This is a genomic window from Streptomyces liliifuscus (assembly GCF_016598615.1).
GTDB classification, from domain to species: domain Bacteria; phylum Actinomycetota; class Actinomycetes; order Streptomycetales; family Streptomycetaceae; genus Streptomyces; species Streptomyces liliifuscus.
Genome location: NZ_CP066831.1, coordinates 7,713,588 through 7,729,607 on the forward strand (window position 1 = coordinate 7,713,588; position 16,020 = coordinate 7,729,607).

General features: G+C 69.9%; 15 protein-coding genes. 8 read left to right on the top strand and 7 right to left on the bottom strand.

Going from position 1 to position 16,020, the window contains the following annotated elements:
- Positions 1–22: 22 nt before the first annotated feature.
- From JEQ17_RS33195 to JEQ17_RS33215, 5 genes are all read left to right on the top strand, one after another.
- The gene (locus JEQ17_RS33195; protein WP_234048471.1) at positions 23–652 is read left to right on the top strand and encodes a TetR/AcrR family transcriptional regulator; all 630 of its coding nucleotides are present in this window, start codon (positions 23–25) and stop codon (positions 650–652) included.
- Positions 653–897: 245 nt separating this feature from the next.
- Positions 898–1,935, top strand: coding sequence for an endonuclease/exonuclease/phosphatase family protein (locus JEQ17_RS33200; RefSeq protein WP_200398691.1), 1,038 nt, complete (start codon positions 898–900; stop codon positions 1,933–1,935).
- Between the two features lie 88 nt (positions 1,936–2,023).
- Positions 2,024–3,241 carry an MFS transporter gene (locus JEQ17_RS33205; protein ID WP_200398692.1) on the top strand — a complete coding sequence of 406 codons (1,218 nt, stop codon included), beginning with the start codon at positions 2,024–2,026 and terminating at the stop codon, positions 3,239–3,241.
- Between the two features lie 579 nt (positions 3,242–3,820).
- Positions 3,821–4,564: a DUF998 domain-containing protein gene (locus tag JEQ17_RS33210; protein ID WP_200398693.1), complete on the top strand. Its 744-nt coding sequence runs from the start codon at positions 3,821–3,823 to the stop codon at positions 4,562–4,564.
- Entirely contained in the window at positions 4,561–5,379 is an 819-nt protein-coding gene (locus tag JEQ17_RS33215) for an alpha/beta fold hydrolase (protein WP_200398694.1), read from the top strand. The genes JEQ17_RS33210 and JEQ17_RS33215 overlap by 4 nt, the downstream gene beginning before the upstream one ends.
- A 65-nt stretch (positions 5,380–5,444) precedes the next feature.
- On the opposite strand, the gene JEQ17_RS33220 is transcribed toward JEQ17_RS33215, so the two are convergent.
- The 3 genes from JEQ17_RS33220 to JEQ17_RS33230 form a co-directional block, all read right to left on the bottom strand.
- On the bottom strand, positions 5,445–7,385 hold the full coding sequence (locus tag JEQ17_RS33220) for a S53 family peptidase (RefSeq protein WP_200398695.1): 1,941 nt from the start codon (positions 7,383–7,385) through the stop codon (positions 5,445–5,447).
- Positions 7,386–7,615: 230 nt separating this feature from the next.
- Positions 7,616–8,239 carry a DUF305 domain-containing protein gene (locus JEQ17_RS33225; RefSeq protein WP_200398696.1) on the bottom strand — a complete coding sequence of 208 codons (624 nt, stop codon included), beginning with the start codon at positions 8,237–8,239 and terminating at the stop codon, positions 7,616–7,618.
- Positions 8,240–8,244: 5 nt separating this feature from the next.
- Positions 8,245–8,913, bottom strand: coding sequence for a DUF3105 domain-containing protein (locus JEQ17_RS33230; RefSeq protein ID WP_200398697.1), 669 nt, complete (start codon positions 8,911–8,913; stop codon positions 8,245–8,247).
- A 155-nt stretch (positions 8,914–9,068) separates the two neighbouring features.
- Here JEQ17_RS33230 and JEQ17_RS33235 point away from each other — a divergent pair, with 155 nt between their 5' ends.
- Positions 9,069–9,503, top strand: a complete 435-nt coding sequence (locus tag JEQ17_RS33235; protein WP_200398698.1) for an RrF2 family transcriptional regulator — start codon at positions 9,069–9,071, stop codon at positions 9,501–9,503.
- On the opposite strand, the gene JEQ17_RS33240 is transcribed toward JEQ17_RS33235, so the two are convergent.
- The gene (locus tag JEQ17_RS33240) at positions 9,497–10,720 is read right to left on the bottom strand and encodes a globin domain-containing protein (protein ID WP_200398699.1); all 1,224 of its coding nucleotides are present in this window, start codon (positions 10,718–10,720) and stop codon (positions 9,497–9,499) included. The genes JEQ17_RS33235 and JEQ17_RS33240 overlap by 7 nt on opposite strands.
- A 323-nt stretch (positions 10,721–11,043) precedes the next feature.
- Between JEQ17_RS33240 and glnA the strand changes: the two genes are divergently transcribed.
- Positions 11,044–12,405, top strand: coding sequence for a type I glutamate--ammonia ligase (gene glnA / locus JEQ17_RS33245; RefSeq protein WP_200398700.1), 1,362 nt, complete (start codon positions 11,044–11,046; stop codon positions 12,403–12,405).
- Positions 12,406–12,844: 439 nt separating this feature from the next.
- Here the strand turns inward: glnA and JEQ17_RS33250 are convergent, their stop codons facing one another.
- The 3 genes from JEQ17_RS33250 to JEQ17_RS33260 form a co-directional block, all read right to left on the bottom strand.
- Positions 12,845–13,285, bottom strand: a complete 441-nt coding sequence (locus tag JEQ17_RS33250; protein ID WP_200398701.1) for a VOC family protein — start codon at positions 13,283–13,285, stop codon at positions 12,845–12,847.
- An 81-nt stretch (positions 13,286–13,366) separates the two neighbouring features.
- Positions 13,367–13,879: a pyridoxamine 5'-phosphate oxidase family protein gene (locus tag JEQ17_RS33255; RefSeq protein ID WP_200398702.1), complete on the bottom strand. Its 513-nt coding sequence runs from the start codon at positions 13,877–13,879 to the stop codon at positions 13,367–13,369.
- A 170-nt stretch (positions 13,880–14,049) separates the two neighbouring features.
- Positions 14,050–14,808, bottom strand: coding sequence for a helix-turn-helix transcriptional regulator (locus JEQ17_RS33260; protein ID WP_200398703.1), 759 nt, complete (start codon positions 14,806–14,808; stop codon positions 14,050–14,052).
- A gap of 207 nt (positions 14,809–15,015) precedes the next feature.
- Between JEQ17_RS33260 and JEQ17_RS33265 the strand changes: the two genes are divergently transcribed.
- On the top strand, positions 15,016–15,948 hold the full coding sequence (locus tag JEQ17_RS33265) for a hypothetical protein (RefSeq protein ID WP_234048472.1): 933 nt from the start codon (positions 15,016–15,018) through the stop codon (positions 15,946–15,948).
- Positions 15,949–16,020 lie beyond the last annotated feature (72 nt).

Below are 16,020 nucleotides of genomic sequence, written 5' to 3' on the forward strand. Positions count from 1 at the left end.
ACGGACAGAGCGGAGCGAGGACGTGGGCGGCGCGGAGCAGGAGGCGGGGGCGGCCGGCGGGAGCGGACCCGCCAGAGGGCGCCCGCGCAGCGAGGCCGTCGAGCACGCGATCGTCGAGGGCGTCATGAAGCTGCTGGAGGACGGCGTCCCGCTCGCGGACATCTCCATCGAGCGGGTCGCCCGTATCGCCGGTGTGGGAAAGGCCACCATCTACCGGCGCTGGAGCGGGCGCGAGGAACTCTTCTGCGACGTGCTGCGCACCGCCGAACCGCCCGACCCCGAACTGCCCGGCGTCTCCATGCGCGAGGACCTCGTCATCCTGCTCGAATCACTGCGGCAGCGGGGTCTGGCCAACCGCTCGTCGGCGATCATGCACAACGTCCACGCGCAGATGAAGAGCAGCCCCAAGCTGTGGAAGGTCTACCACTCGGCCGTCATCGAACCGCGCCGGCGCATGACGTTCGACGTGCTGCGCCGCGGTCAACTGAACGGCGAACTCCGTGCGGACGTCGACGTGGAGCTGGCCAACGACCTCTTCGTGGGGCCCATGCTCGTACGCGCCGTCCTGCGACCGGACGCCGGACTGGAGGAGGGGCTGCCCGAGCGGATCGTCGACACGGTGCTGGCGGGGCTGGGGGTCGCGCGACGCTGAGTGCTGCTCGGCGACGGGTTTCGGTGCGGCTGACGGAGCGGGTTCCGATGTGGGTTCCAACCCCAGTGAGAATATGCGCGTTTCGTCACAGAGCGCGCCTGTCGGGCGCGCAACCGGAACTGCTCACGTCGACTCTTTCGTCCTCGTGCCCGTACGGCCGTCATGGCACGGCGAGAACAAACGCGATCATCCCCTAGGGTCTTATCCGCAGGGATGGTGTGCACGGCACTTGGTGAGGCGACGGTATGGCGCAGGCGTACAAGACGGAGACGGGCAGCGGTGACCAGGGGTCCGACCGCAGAGAACCCCGGCTTCGGCGCCTGCTCTCCACCCTCCGCAACGACCGGGGCATCTGGCGCCGGGGCATCGTCCTCGCCGCGTTCGCCCTCGTACTCGCCCTGGTCATGGGGCTGCACGCGCGGATCCCGAACACCATCGGCAACCTCGGCAGTCTCACGGAGACGTTCCTGCCCTGGCTGGCCGTCCTCATCCCGGTGCTGTTCGTCCTCGCGCTGGTCCGCAGGTCCGCGACCGCGCTGATCGCCGTACTGCTGCCGGCGGTCGTCTGGCTCAACCTCTTCGGCGGACTGCTCGCCGACCGGACCGGCAGTGGCGGAAATCTCACGGTCGCCACGCACAACGTCAACGCCGAGAATCCGGACCCGGCCGGTACGGCCCGTGACGTGGCCGCGTCCGGCGCCGACGTGGTCGCCCTGGAGGAGCTGACGGCCTCGGCGGTGCCGGTGTACGAGCAGGCGCTGGACTCGACGTACAAGTACCACTCCGTGCAGGGCACGGTCGGCCTGTGGAGCAAGTACTCGCTGAGCGAGTCCCGGCCGGTCGACATCAAGCTCGGCTGGACGCGGGCGATGCGGGCCACCGTCACCGCGCCGGAGGGGAAGCTCGCGGTGTACGTGGCCCATCTCCCCTCCGTGCGGGTCAAGATGGAGGCCGGGTTCACCGCGCGCCAGCGCGACAAGAGCGCCGACGCGCTCGGTGAGGCCATCGCCGACGAGAAGCTTCCGCAGGTCGCTCTGCTCGGTGACCTCAACGGCACGATGAACGACCGCGCGCTGAACGGCGTCACCTCGCAGATGCGCTCCACGCAGGGCGCGGCGGGCAGTGGGTTCGGGTTCAGCTGGCCCGCGTCGTTCCCGATGGCCCGGATCGACCAGATCATGGTCAAGGGCGTCGAGCCGGTCACCTCCTGGACGCTCCCGGAGACGGGCAGTGACCATCTTCCGATCGCTGCCCGCGTGAAGCTTTCGGCAACCGGCTCGTAACCCCTGGGAATACTGGGCCTGGGACGCTTTGTTCCGTAGGTGAACATAAGCTGTACGGAACTCCGCTCACCCTTTGAAAGGCCCCCTCATGCCCCTGGCCCTGCTCGCCCTAGCCGTGGGCGCCTTCGGCATCGGCACCACCGAGTTCGTGATGATGGGGCTGCTGCCCGATGTCGCGGACGACCTGGGTATCTCGATCCCCACCGCGGGACACCTGGTCTCGGCGTACGCGATCGGTGTCGTCGTCGGCGCCCCGCTGCTCGCCGCGGTGACCGCCCGAATGTCCCGCCGCAAGGTCCTGATCGGCCTCATGGTGCTGTTCGTCGTGGGCAACACGCTCTCGGCCTTCGCGCCCGACCATCACTCCCTGCTTGCCGCCCGGTTCCTCAGTGGTCTGCCGCACGGCGCGTTCTTCGGTGTCGGGGCCGTTGTCGCCACCGGGATGGTCGCCCCTGAGCGCAAGGCTCGTGCGGTCTCTCTGATGTTCCTCGGTCTGACCGTCGCGAACATCGCGGGTGTGCCTGCCGCGACGCTCGTGGGGCAGAACTTTGGCTGGCGTGCCACGTTCCTGGGTGTCAGTGTGATCGGCCTTGTGGCCATTGCGTCCTTGGCGCTGGTGTTGCCGCGTGACGAGTCTCATGCCCCTGCGGTTGGGCTGCGGGGGGAGTTGGCCGCGCTCAAGTCGTTGCCGGTGTGGCTGGCTCTTGGTACGACCGTTGCGGGCTTCGGTGCGCTTTTCTCGGCGTACAGCTACATCACGCCGATGCTTACGGACTCCGCCGGGTATGCCGACTCCAGTGTGACTCTGCTGCTTGCGCTGTTCGGGGTGGGCGCGACCATCGGGAACCTGGTGGGTGGTCGGCTGGCTGATCGGTCCATGCGGGGGACGTTGTTCGGTGGGCTGGTCGCCCTCGTGGCGGTGCTGGCGCTCTTTCCGGTCCTCATGGGCGCGGCGTGGAGTGCGGCCCTGGCTGTGGTCCTGCTCGGAGTTGCTGCGTTCGTCACCAGTTCACCGCTTCTGCTGATGGTCATGGAGAAGGCGTCGTCGGCGCCGTCGTTGGCCTCGTCCGCGAATCAGGCCGCGTTCAACCTTGCCAATGCGGGTGGTGCGTGGATCGGCGGGCTCACGTTGGCGGCGGGCTTCGGTACGACGTCGCCTGCGCTGGCGGGTGCGGCTCTGGCGGTGCTGGGTCTGGGTGTGGCGGTGGTCGCGTATGTGGTGGACCGGCGCCGGGGCACGGTCAGTGTTGGACGTGTCGTCGCTGGGGGCGTTCCGCGGCATGTGGAGACGCCCGCCCATCGGTGACCTCCGGTGGTTGTCTGCGGGTGCGTGGGGGCTGGTCGCGCCGTTCCTCGCGCCCCTTGGGTTCGTGGTGGGGCGGGGACGCGCCGGGACATCCGAGCTTGCTCTGTTGGAAGTCGGGTGGGCCCGGAAACGCGGCGCTCGCACGTCCCGACACGTCCCCTCACGTCTCGGGTCGGGTGCCGGTCCGACGCCCGACGTCCCTGAAAGCGGGGCAGCACCCCCGGGATTTGTCTTTCTTGCTTGGGGGGCGGTAGCCCCTGCTCTTAAGGGGCGCGGGGAACGGCGCGCCCAGCCCCCGCCGGGCCTGCAGCCGACATACGACGCTGAGCCCCGCTCACCTCAGGGGCGCGGGGAACTGCGCGATCGGCCCCCGCCGGGCCTGCAGCCGACATACGACATTGAGCCCCGCTCACCTCAGGGGCGCGGGGAACTGCGCGATCGGCCCCCGCCGACCTACAGCCGACATACGACACTGAGCCCCGCTCACCTCAGGGGCGCGGGGAACTGCGCGATCGGCCCCCACTCGCCCGCAGTCGACGGACATGCGAAACAAGCTCCCCGCCCCGATCATGGGCACCAATGATCAAGCTCCGCCCGACCACAGCCGTCCTCCTGGCCCTCGGCGCGCTCACCTACACCGCCTGGGCACTTGAGGTCGTCCTGGCGACAGACCTCGCCCCCGCCCACACCTACGTGAGCGAACTGGCCGCCCGGAACCAGCCCCACGGCACCCTGTTCCGCACGACGGACCTGCTCGCCGGCACCCTGGCAGGGGCCGCAGGCCTGCTGGAGCTGTTACGGCTGCCCTCCCCAGGGCGGTGGACAAGAGCAGGCTGGGCCGCGCTCGTCCTCTTCGGCGCCGCCACAGCCGTGGACTCCCGCCTGCCACTGAGCTGCGCGCCCACGGCTGATCCGGTGTGCGCCGCACAGGAGCGCGCGGGCCTGCTCCCGGCGGCCCATTCCGCGCACTCCGTGAGCAGTACGGTCGCCCTGTGCGGCATCCTCGTCGCCATGCTGGCCCTCACCCTCACCGCCCGCCGGTACACGCCCCGGGCGCCCCTCGCCCGCTCAGGCCCCGCCCTGGTGACGCTCGAACTGGCCGCCACTGCCTGGACGCTGGCCGCCATCGCCGCGCTGGAGGCGGGCCACGACGGCTGGGGCCTGGGCGTCGCCCAGCGCCTTCAGGTGGGCGTCATCGCTGTGTGGCTGACCTTCCTCGCCGTCTCGCTGCCGCGCCCCACGACACCCGGCGTACGGCTTCGGATCCCGGACGTATACGACAGCCACCGCACCCCGTCCGGTCCTGGAGACGCCCGCCCATGACCTTCGTACGCGTCTTTGGAGTGCCTCACCACATCCGTGTCGACGGCACCGGGCCCGTGTGCCTTCTCAGCGCCGGGCTGGGGATGGCGTGGTTCGACTGGGATCCCGTGGTTCCGCTGCTCGCCCCGTACCGTACGGTCGTCCGCTTTGATCGGCCGGGGCTCGGGCTCAGCGGCCACGCGCGCGCGTGGCCCACGCTCACCGGTGAGGCGGAGCGCATCGCGCGCGTGCTCGACGCGGCCGGGACCGGTGTGCCCGCGACCGTGGTGGGGCACTCGCTCGCCGGGTTCCACTGCGAGGCGTTCGCCCGGCTGTTTCCGGAGCGGACGGCCGGGCTCGTGCTCGTCGACTCCAGCGTCGAGGAGGCGCCCCGGGGCAGGAGGGTCCCCGAGTTCTCGGACGCGTGCACGCGGGTGGGCGGCACGTTGCTGGCCGCCGCGGGTGTTCCGCGCCTCTTGGGGCCCTTCCTGCGGCGCACCGCGGTTCGCGTCGGGCGGCACAGTGGTGGTGATCCGGCCCCGGGCGACCTCGTTCGCCGCGCCTACTCCACCAGCCGTTTTCTGCATGCCGTCGTCGCCGAGAACGCTCGCTATCGGGATCAGGCCGTCGAACTGGCCTCCCTGCGGGGACGGGTTCCGCTCGACGCGCCCGTCACGGTGCTTGCCGCGTACGAAGGTGGTTCGCGGGGGTGGCTCGATCGGCAGCGAGTTCTTGCCGAGCGGCTCGGCGGTACGTTGCGTGTGTCCGCGCCCGCCGGTCATCTCGTGATGCTCGACCGGCCCCAGGACGTCGCGGACGCGATTCTGGAGACATGAGCGCGCCCGTCCCTCGCCGAGAAGACGGCTGGCGAGGGACGGGCTTTCAACATGTGGGAAAAGCGTCAGTGGTGGTATGACGTCACATAGCCGGGGGCCGGTGAACCCACCCCGGTGACGTCGTCGTAGCCGCGCACTGCCTTCAGCGAGCTGTCCTTGCCCAGGCTGCGGACGGAGGTCAGCAGGCCCTCCGACGCGTCGAACGAGTTGACGAAGTCGACGCGCGCCACCGCGAGGTCTCGGCCCGTCGGGCGGTCCGTGACGTCGTGGTAGAGCTTCGAGCCGTACCGGTCGTAGATCGCCGGGTTGGCGAAACCGATCGGGTGGCCGCCGCGCTGCTGCTGGGCGAGCGCCTGGATGCCCGCGATGACCGGCGAGGCGAGCGAGGTGCCGCCGATGCGGTACTCGTCGTACTTCTGCGTTCCGTCCGGGAAGGTCTGCGTCTGGCCGACCAGGAACCCGGTGTTGGGGTCGGCGATCGCGGAGATGTCCGGCACCGTTCGCATCGCCTGGTTGCCGTGAGCCTTCGAGAGGGTGGATGGGACCACGCCTCGCTGGTAGAACGGCTGCTTCACCGTTGCGCTGGTGCCGCCGCCCGCGCCGGAGGTGTACGCGCCGGGGAAGTCCGTCCAGCTCTTGCCGTCGTCCGACAGTGTGGCCCTGAACGTGCCCCAGCCGGTCTCCCACTTGTACGTGTCGCCCTTGCCGACGGCCAGCGAGGTGCCGCCGACCGCCGTCACCCACGCCGAGTTGGCCGGGGTGTCGACCTGCTTCGTACCGGTGTGCGCGACCTCGTCGCCGTTGTCGCCGGACGAGAAGTAGAAGCCGATGCCCTCGATCGCGCCCAGCTGGAAGACCTGGTCGTAGGCGGCCGCGAGGTCCGGCGTCTGGTTGGCCTCGATGTCGCCCCACGAGTTGGAGACGATGTCGGCCAGATGCCCGTCGACGATCTTGCCCAGGGAGTCGAGCAGATCGTCGTCGTAGCAGGACTCGGCGCCCACATAGATGATGTCGGATGCCGGCGCTACGGCGTGCACGGCCTCGACGTCCAGGGTCTCCTCGCCGTACCAGCCCGCCGCGCCGCACTCCTCGGTCCGCGTGTACTGGGTCGGCAGCACCTGGCTCAACTGCCCGCCGCCGTACGCCGCGTCGCCGTGCTTCGCCGCGTACGTGGCCGCGTCCGCCGCGATGGTCGGCGAGGCGTACGCGTCCGTGATCGCCACGGTCACGCCCTTGCCGGTCGCCCGGCCCGCCCCGTAGGCCGCCCGCAACTGCTTGCCCGTGTAGCCCTTCACGGCGTACGGGATCTTCGTGCCGTACGCCTTCGGGAGCGTCGTCGCGGTCTTCGAGCCGTAGTACGAGGAGAACGGCCCGGCGTTGTGGAACACGGCGTCCGGCGGCGGCAGCGTGTCGGAGTGGTTCGCCTTGTGCGGGGCGTTGTCCAGGCCGGTGACCGTGAGGACCGCGCCGTTCAGGCCCGCGGGCGCCGAGGCGGTCTTGGCGGGTGCCCGGTATGTCTTCTTGCCCTTGGCGTAGTTGTGCAGCTGGGTGCCGAACGCCTTCTCCGCGTCGGCCACTTCACCCGTCACCGAGAGGTAGTGCCGGGTGGTGTCCGTGACGGTCAGTCCCGCCGACTTCAACCAGGCGGTCACCTCGGCCACTTGGGCCTTGGTCGCGCCGAAGCGGGCCTCGGCCTGCCGCGCGCTCAGGTACTTCCCGTACGAGGGCGACGACGGGTCGGATACGGCCTTGGCGTAGGCGCTCAGGCCCGCCGCGTCCCGGCCGGCGAGGTAGACCCGGGCCGAGACCCGGGAGGCGTCCGCCGTGGCTCCCTTGTCCGCCTGGGCGGTGGCCCACAGCGGTTTGGTGCCCTGGAGCGTGTCACGGCCGTCCGGGTCGGTCGACGCATGGGCGGCGGGTATGCCGAGTGCCAGCGCGCCGGCGAGCAGAGGCAGTGTCGCCGCCATGCTCACACCGGCACGCACCGCGGCTCGGTTGGATCTCATGGAGAACCCCCTAATGGATCTCTGGATGGGGGTCACTCTTGCGATGAACCGTTCATGCCAGGGGAATGGCGGGGACATGGCTGGGCCAAGAAGCGCCCAAGGAACCGTATGTGCAAAGGATTTGGGGCGCGATGCCCGACATAAAGCGGGTCGCGCCCCCGGTGCCCCTGGAGCCACGGGTGCGGCTTGCGGGGAATTGCCCCGCTCGGCCCGGCGGCTTCGCGCCGGGGTCAGGCGAGCGGCTTCGCGCCGCGCTTCTTCAGCAGGTCGGTGATGAGTCGCATCTCCGACTCCTGGGCCTGGACCATTCCCTGCGCGAGCCGTCGCTCGACGCCGACCTTGCACCGCTCCACACAGCCCTTGGCCATGTGCACCCCGCCCATGTGGTGGGCGTACATGAGTTGCAGATAGCGGATCTCGGCGGCCTTGCCGTCGAGCTTGCCCAGCGACTCCATCTGGGCGGTCGTCGCCATGCCCGGCATCAGCGAGCCGTCCCCGGCGGACGGCATGCCGCTCATGTCCATCCATGACATGGGTTCGTCGGCCGACACCTTGGGCAGCTCCCACAGGTCCAGCCAGCCGAGCATCATGCCGCGCTGGTTGGCCTGCGTCTGCGCGATGTCGTACGCGAGACGGCGTACCTCTTCGTCCTTGGTGCGGTCGCGGACGATGTACGACATCTCGACGGCCTGCTGGTGGTGCACCGCCATGTCACGCGCGAAGCCGGCGTCCGCGGAGTCGGCCGCCGGGGCCTTCATGCCGGAGTCGTCGCCGTCGGCGACCGCGTACGTGATCGCCCCGGCCGCCACGACGACGGCCGCGGCGACCCCGGAGATCCAGCCGGCGAACTTCATCTTCCTCACTGCGACAGGCCGTTGGTGCAGGCGGCGCCCGGCTCGGGCGTCTGCTTGCCCTGGACGTACGTCTCGAAGAACTTGGCGGCGGCCGGGTCGCTCGCACTCGTCACCGTACGCTGGTGGCCCCACGCGGAGAGCATGATCGGGTCCTTCTGGTCCTCGACCGGGCTCATCAGCGTGTACGGGGTCTTCTTGACCTTCTCCGAGAGCGCCTTCACGTCCGCGTCCGACGCCTTGCTGTTGTACGTCACCCAGACCGCGCCGTGCTCAAGCGAGTGCACGGCGTTCACGTTCTTGATCGCCTTGGTGTAGACGTCGCCGTTGCAGTTCATCCACACCTGGTTGTGGTCACCGCCGACCGGGGGCTCCATCGGGTACTTCACGTCCTTGGTGACGTGGTTCTGCGTGAGCTTGGTGCTCCACGTCTTCACCCCGTCCTTGCCCGTGACGAACTTCCCCGACGTCGACTTCGAGTCGCCCGACGCGCTGTCCTTGTCGTCGGACTGCGAGTTGATCAGGTACGCGCCGCCGGCGACGAGACCGGCGACGACGATCACGCTCGCGGTGATCGTGAGGATCCGGCTGCGGCGCTCACGTGCCTGCTCGGCACGCCGCATCTCCTCTATCCGCGCCTTGCGCGACTTGGACTCTGTCTTCTTGGCGGAACCCATGGGGTGGTCCTTCTGGGGAAAAGGGACAGTCGAGTGGTCCGCTGATCGTAGTGGGGGAGAAGTGGATGTATGCGGGGAGGCCGCAGGAATGGCCAAATGCCCGGGGCTCCCGGCGATAATTTGAACCTGGTATGCGCATTATCTACGCTGCCGGTATGCGGCTGCTGCGATCCACCGACCTGGCTCTGCGCGTCCTGATGCGGCTCGCCGTCGCCGACGGCGCGACGCCCACGACCCGCGAGGTCGCGGACGGCATGGAGGTGCCGTACACGCACGCCGCGAAGGTGGTCGCCGAGCTGCAGCACCTCGGCCTCCTCGACGCCCGCCGGGGCCGGGGCGGCGGCCTCACGCTCACCGAGAAGGGGCGTACGGCCTCGGTCGGCGCGGTCGTACGGACCTTCGAGGGCGAGGGCGACGTCGTCGACTGCGAGGGCTCCACCCCCTGCCCGCTGAACTCCGGATGCCGCCTGCGCGGCGCCCTGCGCCGGGCCCAGGAGGCCTTCTACGCCTCCCTCGACCCGCTGACCGTCACGGACATGGTCGCCTCGCCGACCGGGCCGCTGCTGCTGGACATCTCCCGCGCTCACTGACCCTGTGTGCTCTGCGCGAGCCACAGGTCGGGCCCGAACACCTCGTAGTGGATGTCGGCGGGCGCGACCCCCTTCTCGATCAGTCGGCCGCGTACCGCCCGCATGAAGGGCAGCGGACCGCACAGGTACGCGCGCGTGCCCGACGGGACCACCACTCCGGAGAGGTCGGCCAGACCCGTGCGGTCGGCCGGGTGGCCGGGCTCCGGGTGCTCGTACCAGAAGTGGGCCGACGCGTCCGGCAGCTTCGCGGTGTACGCCTCGTGCTCGGCGCGCAGGGCGTGCTCGGCGGGGGACCGGTCGGCGTGCACGACGGTCACCTGGCCGCGGTGCCCGGTGACCGCGAGCTGCTCCAGCATGGCGATCACCGGGGTCACACCGATTCCGGCGGAGGCGAGGAGCACGGGCGTGTCCGCGTCGCCGTCGTCGTGGTGCAGGACGAGATCGCCGTACGGAGCCGACAGTTCGACCGTGCTGCCGGCGTGCACGCGCGCGTGGAGGTGGTTCGAGACCTCGCCGTCGGGCGTCGTACCGCCGTGGATCCGCTTCACCCCGATCCGGCGTACGGACGAGCCGGGGACCCCGACCAGGCTGTACTGCCGTATCTGACGGGCCCCGTCGGGCAGCTCCACGCGTACGGAGACGTACTGGCCGGGCCGGAAGTCCGGCGCGGGGGAGCCGTCGGCCGGACGCAGCAGGAAGGTGGCGACGTCCGCGGTCTCCTCGACGCGCTCGGCCACCTCCCACGTGCGCCAGCCGCCGCCTCCGCCGGTGGCCGCGCTCTCCTCGTACAGCCGCTTCTCGATGGCGATGAGCGCGTTCGCCATCAGCCAGTAGACGTCGGTCCAGGCGGCCGCAACCTCGGGGGTGACCGCCTCGCCCAGCACGTCGGCGATGGCGGCGAAGAGGTGCTCGTGGACGACGGGGTACTGCTCGGGGGCGATGCCCAGGGAGACGTGCTTGTGCGCGATGCGGCTCAGCATCGTGTCGGGCCGCTCGTCCGGCCGCTCGACGAGCTGCGCGGCGAAGGCGGCGAAGGCGCCCGCCAGGGCCTGGCGCTGGGTGCCGGAGGCCTGGTTGCCGCGGTTGAAGAGGTCGCGCAGCAGCTCCGGGTGGGCCGCGAACAGTCCTTCGTAGAAGCGGTCGCTGATCTCTCCCAGGGCCGCGCCGACGGCGGGGAGGGTGGCGCGGACTGTGGCGGCGGACTGCTCGGACAGCATCTTGGCTCCTCGGGCTCGACTGCCCCGCACGGTAGTTAAATTGGTATCTGAAATGCAAGTTAAGAGGCAGGGGGTGAAGGGCGGGGGGTGAAGGGCGAGGAGAGACGGCGGTGGTCGGCCATTACATGTGCGGCACTCAACAGGCAAGATGGGCGTCAGAGCAGTACACCTGCCGTACGTGAGGCGTTCAGGCGGAGGTCGGCCGGGCGATCGAGGTCCGCAACGCGCATGAAATGCTGTTGTGGTGTGATGCGCAGGTGCCCGACCGCCTCCCTGGGACGGGAGCAGGCGGCCTGACCAGCAAGATTGGGTGGAAGCGGAAGATGGACAAGCAGCAGGAGTTCGTGCTCCGTACGTTGGAAGAGCGCGACATCCGTTTCGTACGCCTGTGGTTCACGGACGTGCTGGGCTTCCTCAAATCCGTGGCCGTGGCCCCGGCCGAGCTGGAGCAGGCCTTCGACGAGGGCATCGGCTTCGACGGGTCGGCCATCGAGGGCTTCGCCCGCGTCTACGAGTCCGACATGATCGCCAAGCCGGACCCCTCGACCTTCCAGGTCCTTCCGTGGCGTGCGGAGGCCCCGGGCACGGCCCGGATGTTCTGCGACATCCTCATGCCGGACGGCTCGCCGTCCTTCGCGGACCCGAGGTATGTGCTGAAGCGGGCCCTGGCCAAGGCCTCCGACCTGGGCTTCACCTTCTACACCCACCCGGAGATCGAGTTCTTCCTGCTGAAGGACAAGCCGGTCGACGGCACGCGCCCGACCCCGGCCGACAACTCCGGCTACTTCGACCACACCCCGCAGAACGTCGGCATGGACTTCCGCCGCCAGGCGATCACCATGCTGGAGTCGATGGGCATCTCGGTCGAGTTCTCCCACCACGAGGGCGCCCCCGGCCAGCAGGAGATCGACCTCCGCTACGCCGACGCGCTGTCGACGGCGGACAACATCATGACGTTCCGCCTGGTCATGAAGCAGGTGGCGCTGGAGCAGGGCGTGAACGCGACCTTCATGCCCAAGCCGTTCTCGGAGCACCCGGGCAGCGGCATGCACACGCACCTCTCGCTCTTCGAGGGCGACCGCAACGCCTTCTACGAGTCGGGCTCCGAGTACCAGCTCTCCAAGGTCGGCCGCTCCTTCATCGCGGGCCTGCTGAAGCACGCTGCGGAGATCGCGGCGGTGACGAACCAGTGGGTCAACTCCTACAAGCGCATCTGGGGCGGCTCCGAGCGCACCGCGGGCGCCGGCGGCGAGGCCCCCTCGTACATCTGCTGGGGCCACAACAACCGCTCGGCCCTGGTCCGCGTCCCGATGTACAAGCCCGGCAAGACGGGCTCCGCGCGGGTGGAGGTCCGCTCCCTCGACTCGGGCGCGAACCCGTACCTGGCGTACGCGATGCTCCTCGCCGCCGGTCTCAAGGGCATCGAGGAGAGCTACGAGCTCCCGCCGGGCGCCGAGGACGACGTCTGGGCGCTCTCCGACGCCGAGCGCCGCGCGATGGGCATCGAGCCGCTTCCCCAGAACCTCGGCGAGGCCCTCTCCCTCATGGAGCGCAGCGACCTCGTCGCCGAAACCCTCGGCGAACACGTCTTCGACTTCTTCCTCCGCAACAAGCGGGCGGAGTGGCACGAGTACCGCTCCGAAGTGACTGCTTTCGAGCTGCGGAAGAACCTGCCGGTGCTTTAGGGGCGGGTCGGAGGGCCTCCGACCCGCGTCGCTCCGCGACGACTGAGGCCGCGACAACTGAGGGAACGGCACATGGGGCCGACGGTCACCGACCGTCGGCCCCATGGTGTTTCACGACACCGCCACGTCATCGTCGTGGTCCTGGCCCGTCACCGCCGAGCGGATCTTCCCGCAGGGCTTTCAGCGAGAGGGTGACCTGTCCTGAGCGCGTCTCGGTCAGGATCACCTCGGCGGCGATCCGCAGGCCCGCTTCGACGCACTCCGAGGGATGGGTGATCCGGGACCACGACCGCGGAGACGGTGCCGGTGACGATCTGTCCCCGTTCGATCGAGAGGAGAAAGGACCGCAAGGCCGGGTTCTCGCACGCTCGCGCGGAGAGGCAGAGCCGGTCCCGGCCCGACGATCTCCCACCGTCGGGTCAGCCCATGAGCGGAACCGTCACGGTGTCTGTTCGGCCAGGTCCGTCATCAGTTTGTGGAGGGGCTTTGTGGCGCGCTCGCGGAATTCCTGGATGGCCCAGCCGTTGCCGTCCGGGTCTGTGAAGTGCATGAACGTGCCGCCGTCCTGGGGGGCGTACTGGACGGGCTCGCTGATCTCCAGGCCCCGGGCGGTCAACTCCTCGTAGGCCGCCTTGGCGTCCGCCACGACCAGCTGCAGACCGTGGTACGTGCCCGGCTGCGGCGTTCCCGTCGGGATGGGCACCCCGTCGGCGAGCACGATCGAACAGCCGGAACCGGGGGGCGTCAGCTGGACCACGCGGGCGCCCGGCATCACCTCGGTGTCGATGTCGACGTGGAATCCGACCTTGTCCTGGTAGAAAGCCTTCGCCCGGTCGATGTCGGTGACGGGAAGTGTGATCACTTCAAGGGCCATGTCCATGGAGCGACTCCTTTGCCGTATGCATTGTCTTAGGCGTTCGTCGTAAGTGTTGTCGTAGGCGTTGTGCCGTCAGGTCGTGCGTCACGCGCGTGCGTCGAACCGCCAGCGGGTCTGGCTGAACGGCTCTCCCTTACCGAAGCCGAAAACGGTCCCGGGCGCCACCGAGAAGACGAGGGCCTTCCCGGCGCCGTGGTGGAAGTGCCCGTCGCCGACCTCGAAGTGCCAGAAACTGCCGTACTTGCCCTCCCACGCCTCGGCCAGCGCGCGCAGCCTGTCGTCGTCGGACACCCGGACCGCCTCGCCCTCCACCACGAGGTCGTAACCCTTGTTCCAGGTGTTGGTGCCTGTGGTCAGTACGACGCGAGGGTTCAGCGCGAGGTTGCGCGCCTTGCGCTCCTCCGGCCCGGTGCAGAAGTGCAGCGCGCCCTCCGACCACACCGTGGGCAGCGGCGTGACGTGGGGCCGCCCGTCGGGGCGTACGGTCGAGATCCAGAACAGCTCGGCCTCGGCCAGCAGCGCCTCGGCCTCCGACCAGGGGCGTGCGGTGGCGGTCTCGTCGCTGTAGCGCGTGTCCAGCTCGGCCCGTGCTTCCATGAGCTCTCCTCCTGCGACTTGGCGGATGTCTGGATGATTCCTCACCAGGACAGACCCCGCCCGGCGACGGAACTCATCGGTCCGGCGGACACCGAGAGGGCCGGCGATCACTGAGAGAACCGACAGTCATCGAGAGGGCCGACGGTCACCGAGAGGGCCCCGGCGGTCGGTCACAGGACCTCCGCCTCCGGGAACAGCCGGGCCACGGCGGCCGTCCGGCTCGACACGCCCAGCTTGCCGAAGGCGTTCTCCAGGTGCTTGCGCACGGTGCTCGGGGAGACGACGAGCTGCTCGGCGATCTGTGGGGTGGCCAGGCCGCGGGCCACGCAGCGCAGGACGTCCAGCTCGCGCCGGGTCAGCCGCACACGCGGTCCGCGCCTGAGGGCGGCCTCCTGGTAGAGCGTGTACAGGTGGGGTGCCATCAGCCGCAGCGTGGTCATCTCGTGCTCGGTGAAGGGCTTCGGGTCCTCGCGCAGGAGCTGGAAGACCCGGGTGCGGTTGGGCGCGGTGGGCAGGGCGACCGCCGCGATGCACTTGAACGGGCTCAGACACTCGGTGTAGATCGGCAGGTTCATCAGCTCGCGCACCGACATGAAGTCCGTCATCTGGTGCGCCTCGGGACTGCTGTGCGGGCCCGCGACCCATGCGCACTGCAGATGCTGGTGCCGCCAGCGCCAGTACCCGTCCAGCGAGCCGTCGTCCCCGCCCATGTTGCCCCAGTTGTCGTACGGGGTCTCCTGCTCGTTGACGTGGATCCGCGTCGGGATGTCCAGCTCCGAGAAGCAGGCGCAGTCGCAGGGGACGAGGCGTTGCAGCCCGAGCAGCAGTGACCGCGGAGGTACCGCGTCCGAGAGGTCGTGGCGGGCCTCGTCGAGGATGTCCGCCATCCGTCGCAGGTGGGCCTCGGCCGTCGTGCCGGTCGCTGTCATGACGGCCTCCCGGGGCCGGTTCTCACCTGTCGCGAATGTACGCCCCTTGCGTGCCGCTGCGGGCCGGAGATTCGCCAAATGACGAATGGGCCACGGCCGTTGGCGGGCGCAGTCTCGAAGACGACGGCCACCTCGGCCGTCGAAAGGGACAGAGGCATCGGAAGAGACAGAAGCAACAGCAGCTACAGAAGAGGCAAGGGGCATCCCATGCATGCTCACCAGCGCACCCGTGACACTCGTACGCATCCGCACTCGCACCCGCACGAGCAACGCCAACTCCACTCGCACTCGTACCCGCGCCACCCCGTGGTCCTCGTCGGCGGAGTCACCGCCCTCGTCGCCGCACTGCTCGTCACCGGGTGCGACAGCGCGACCGACGCCACCACCGGGCCGGCGGCGGACGACCCGGCGTTCTCGACCGTGCGGTTCGAGCTCGGTTCCCGCGGGGGAATCCAGGTCTCCGGGGCGTCCCGGGACACCGTCGCACCGGCAGGCGCCCACCCGGCGTCCGCGGGCCGGTCGCACGCGTTCGACCGGCCCGACGGCAGACTCCTGGTCGTGCTGAGGCACTGGCCCGAACCGGTCGTGGAGCGGGCCTCGCGCGGCCGGGCGTCGCGGTTGCCGCCGCTCGACGAAGCCGCGGTCGAGACCGCGTTCCTGGTCGACACCGCGAACTGGGTGCGGGCCGACCTCGACGGACACCCGCTGCGGTGGCTCCGCCGGGACACCATCCGGGTCGACACGACGAACGTCGCCATCGGGGACACCACCCGCCTCACGCTGTCGGCGCCGCACGGGGGTCGGTACGGGCAGCCCACACCGCCGGCGGGCAACCGTTCGTGCGAGGGCCCGGACGACCGGGCCACGCGCGACGCGGTGCTCCCGGAGGTCGAGGCGGGCGCACCCGTCGCCGACGTACTGGCACGGCTGCGGGAACAGTGCCTCGACGTGCAGTACGCGTCGCTGCCGGGCAGCGCCCGCCCCGGCACCGTGGAACGGGTCCTGGTCCCGTTCGCCGGCCGGCCGGACACGCACGTGGCCGCGCCGCCCGGCGGCAGCATCGCGCTTCCGGGCCGTGCGGCGGGCAGCACGGTGCTCGTGGACCCGCGCCGACCGGCCACGATGGTCGTGGCGCGCTGAAACCGCTGTCCCGCGCTCGGGCGCTTCCCTCAGGCTCTCCGGTTAGGCTCAGGGCCGTACGACCTTGATCCG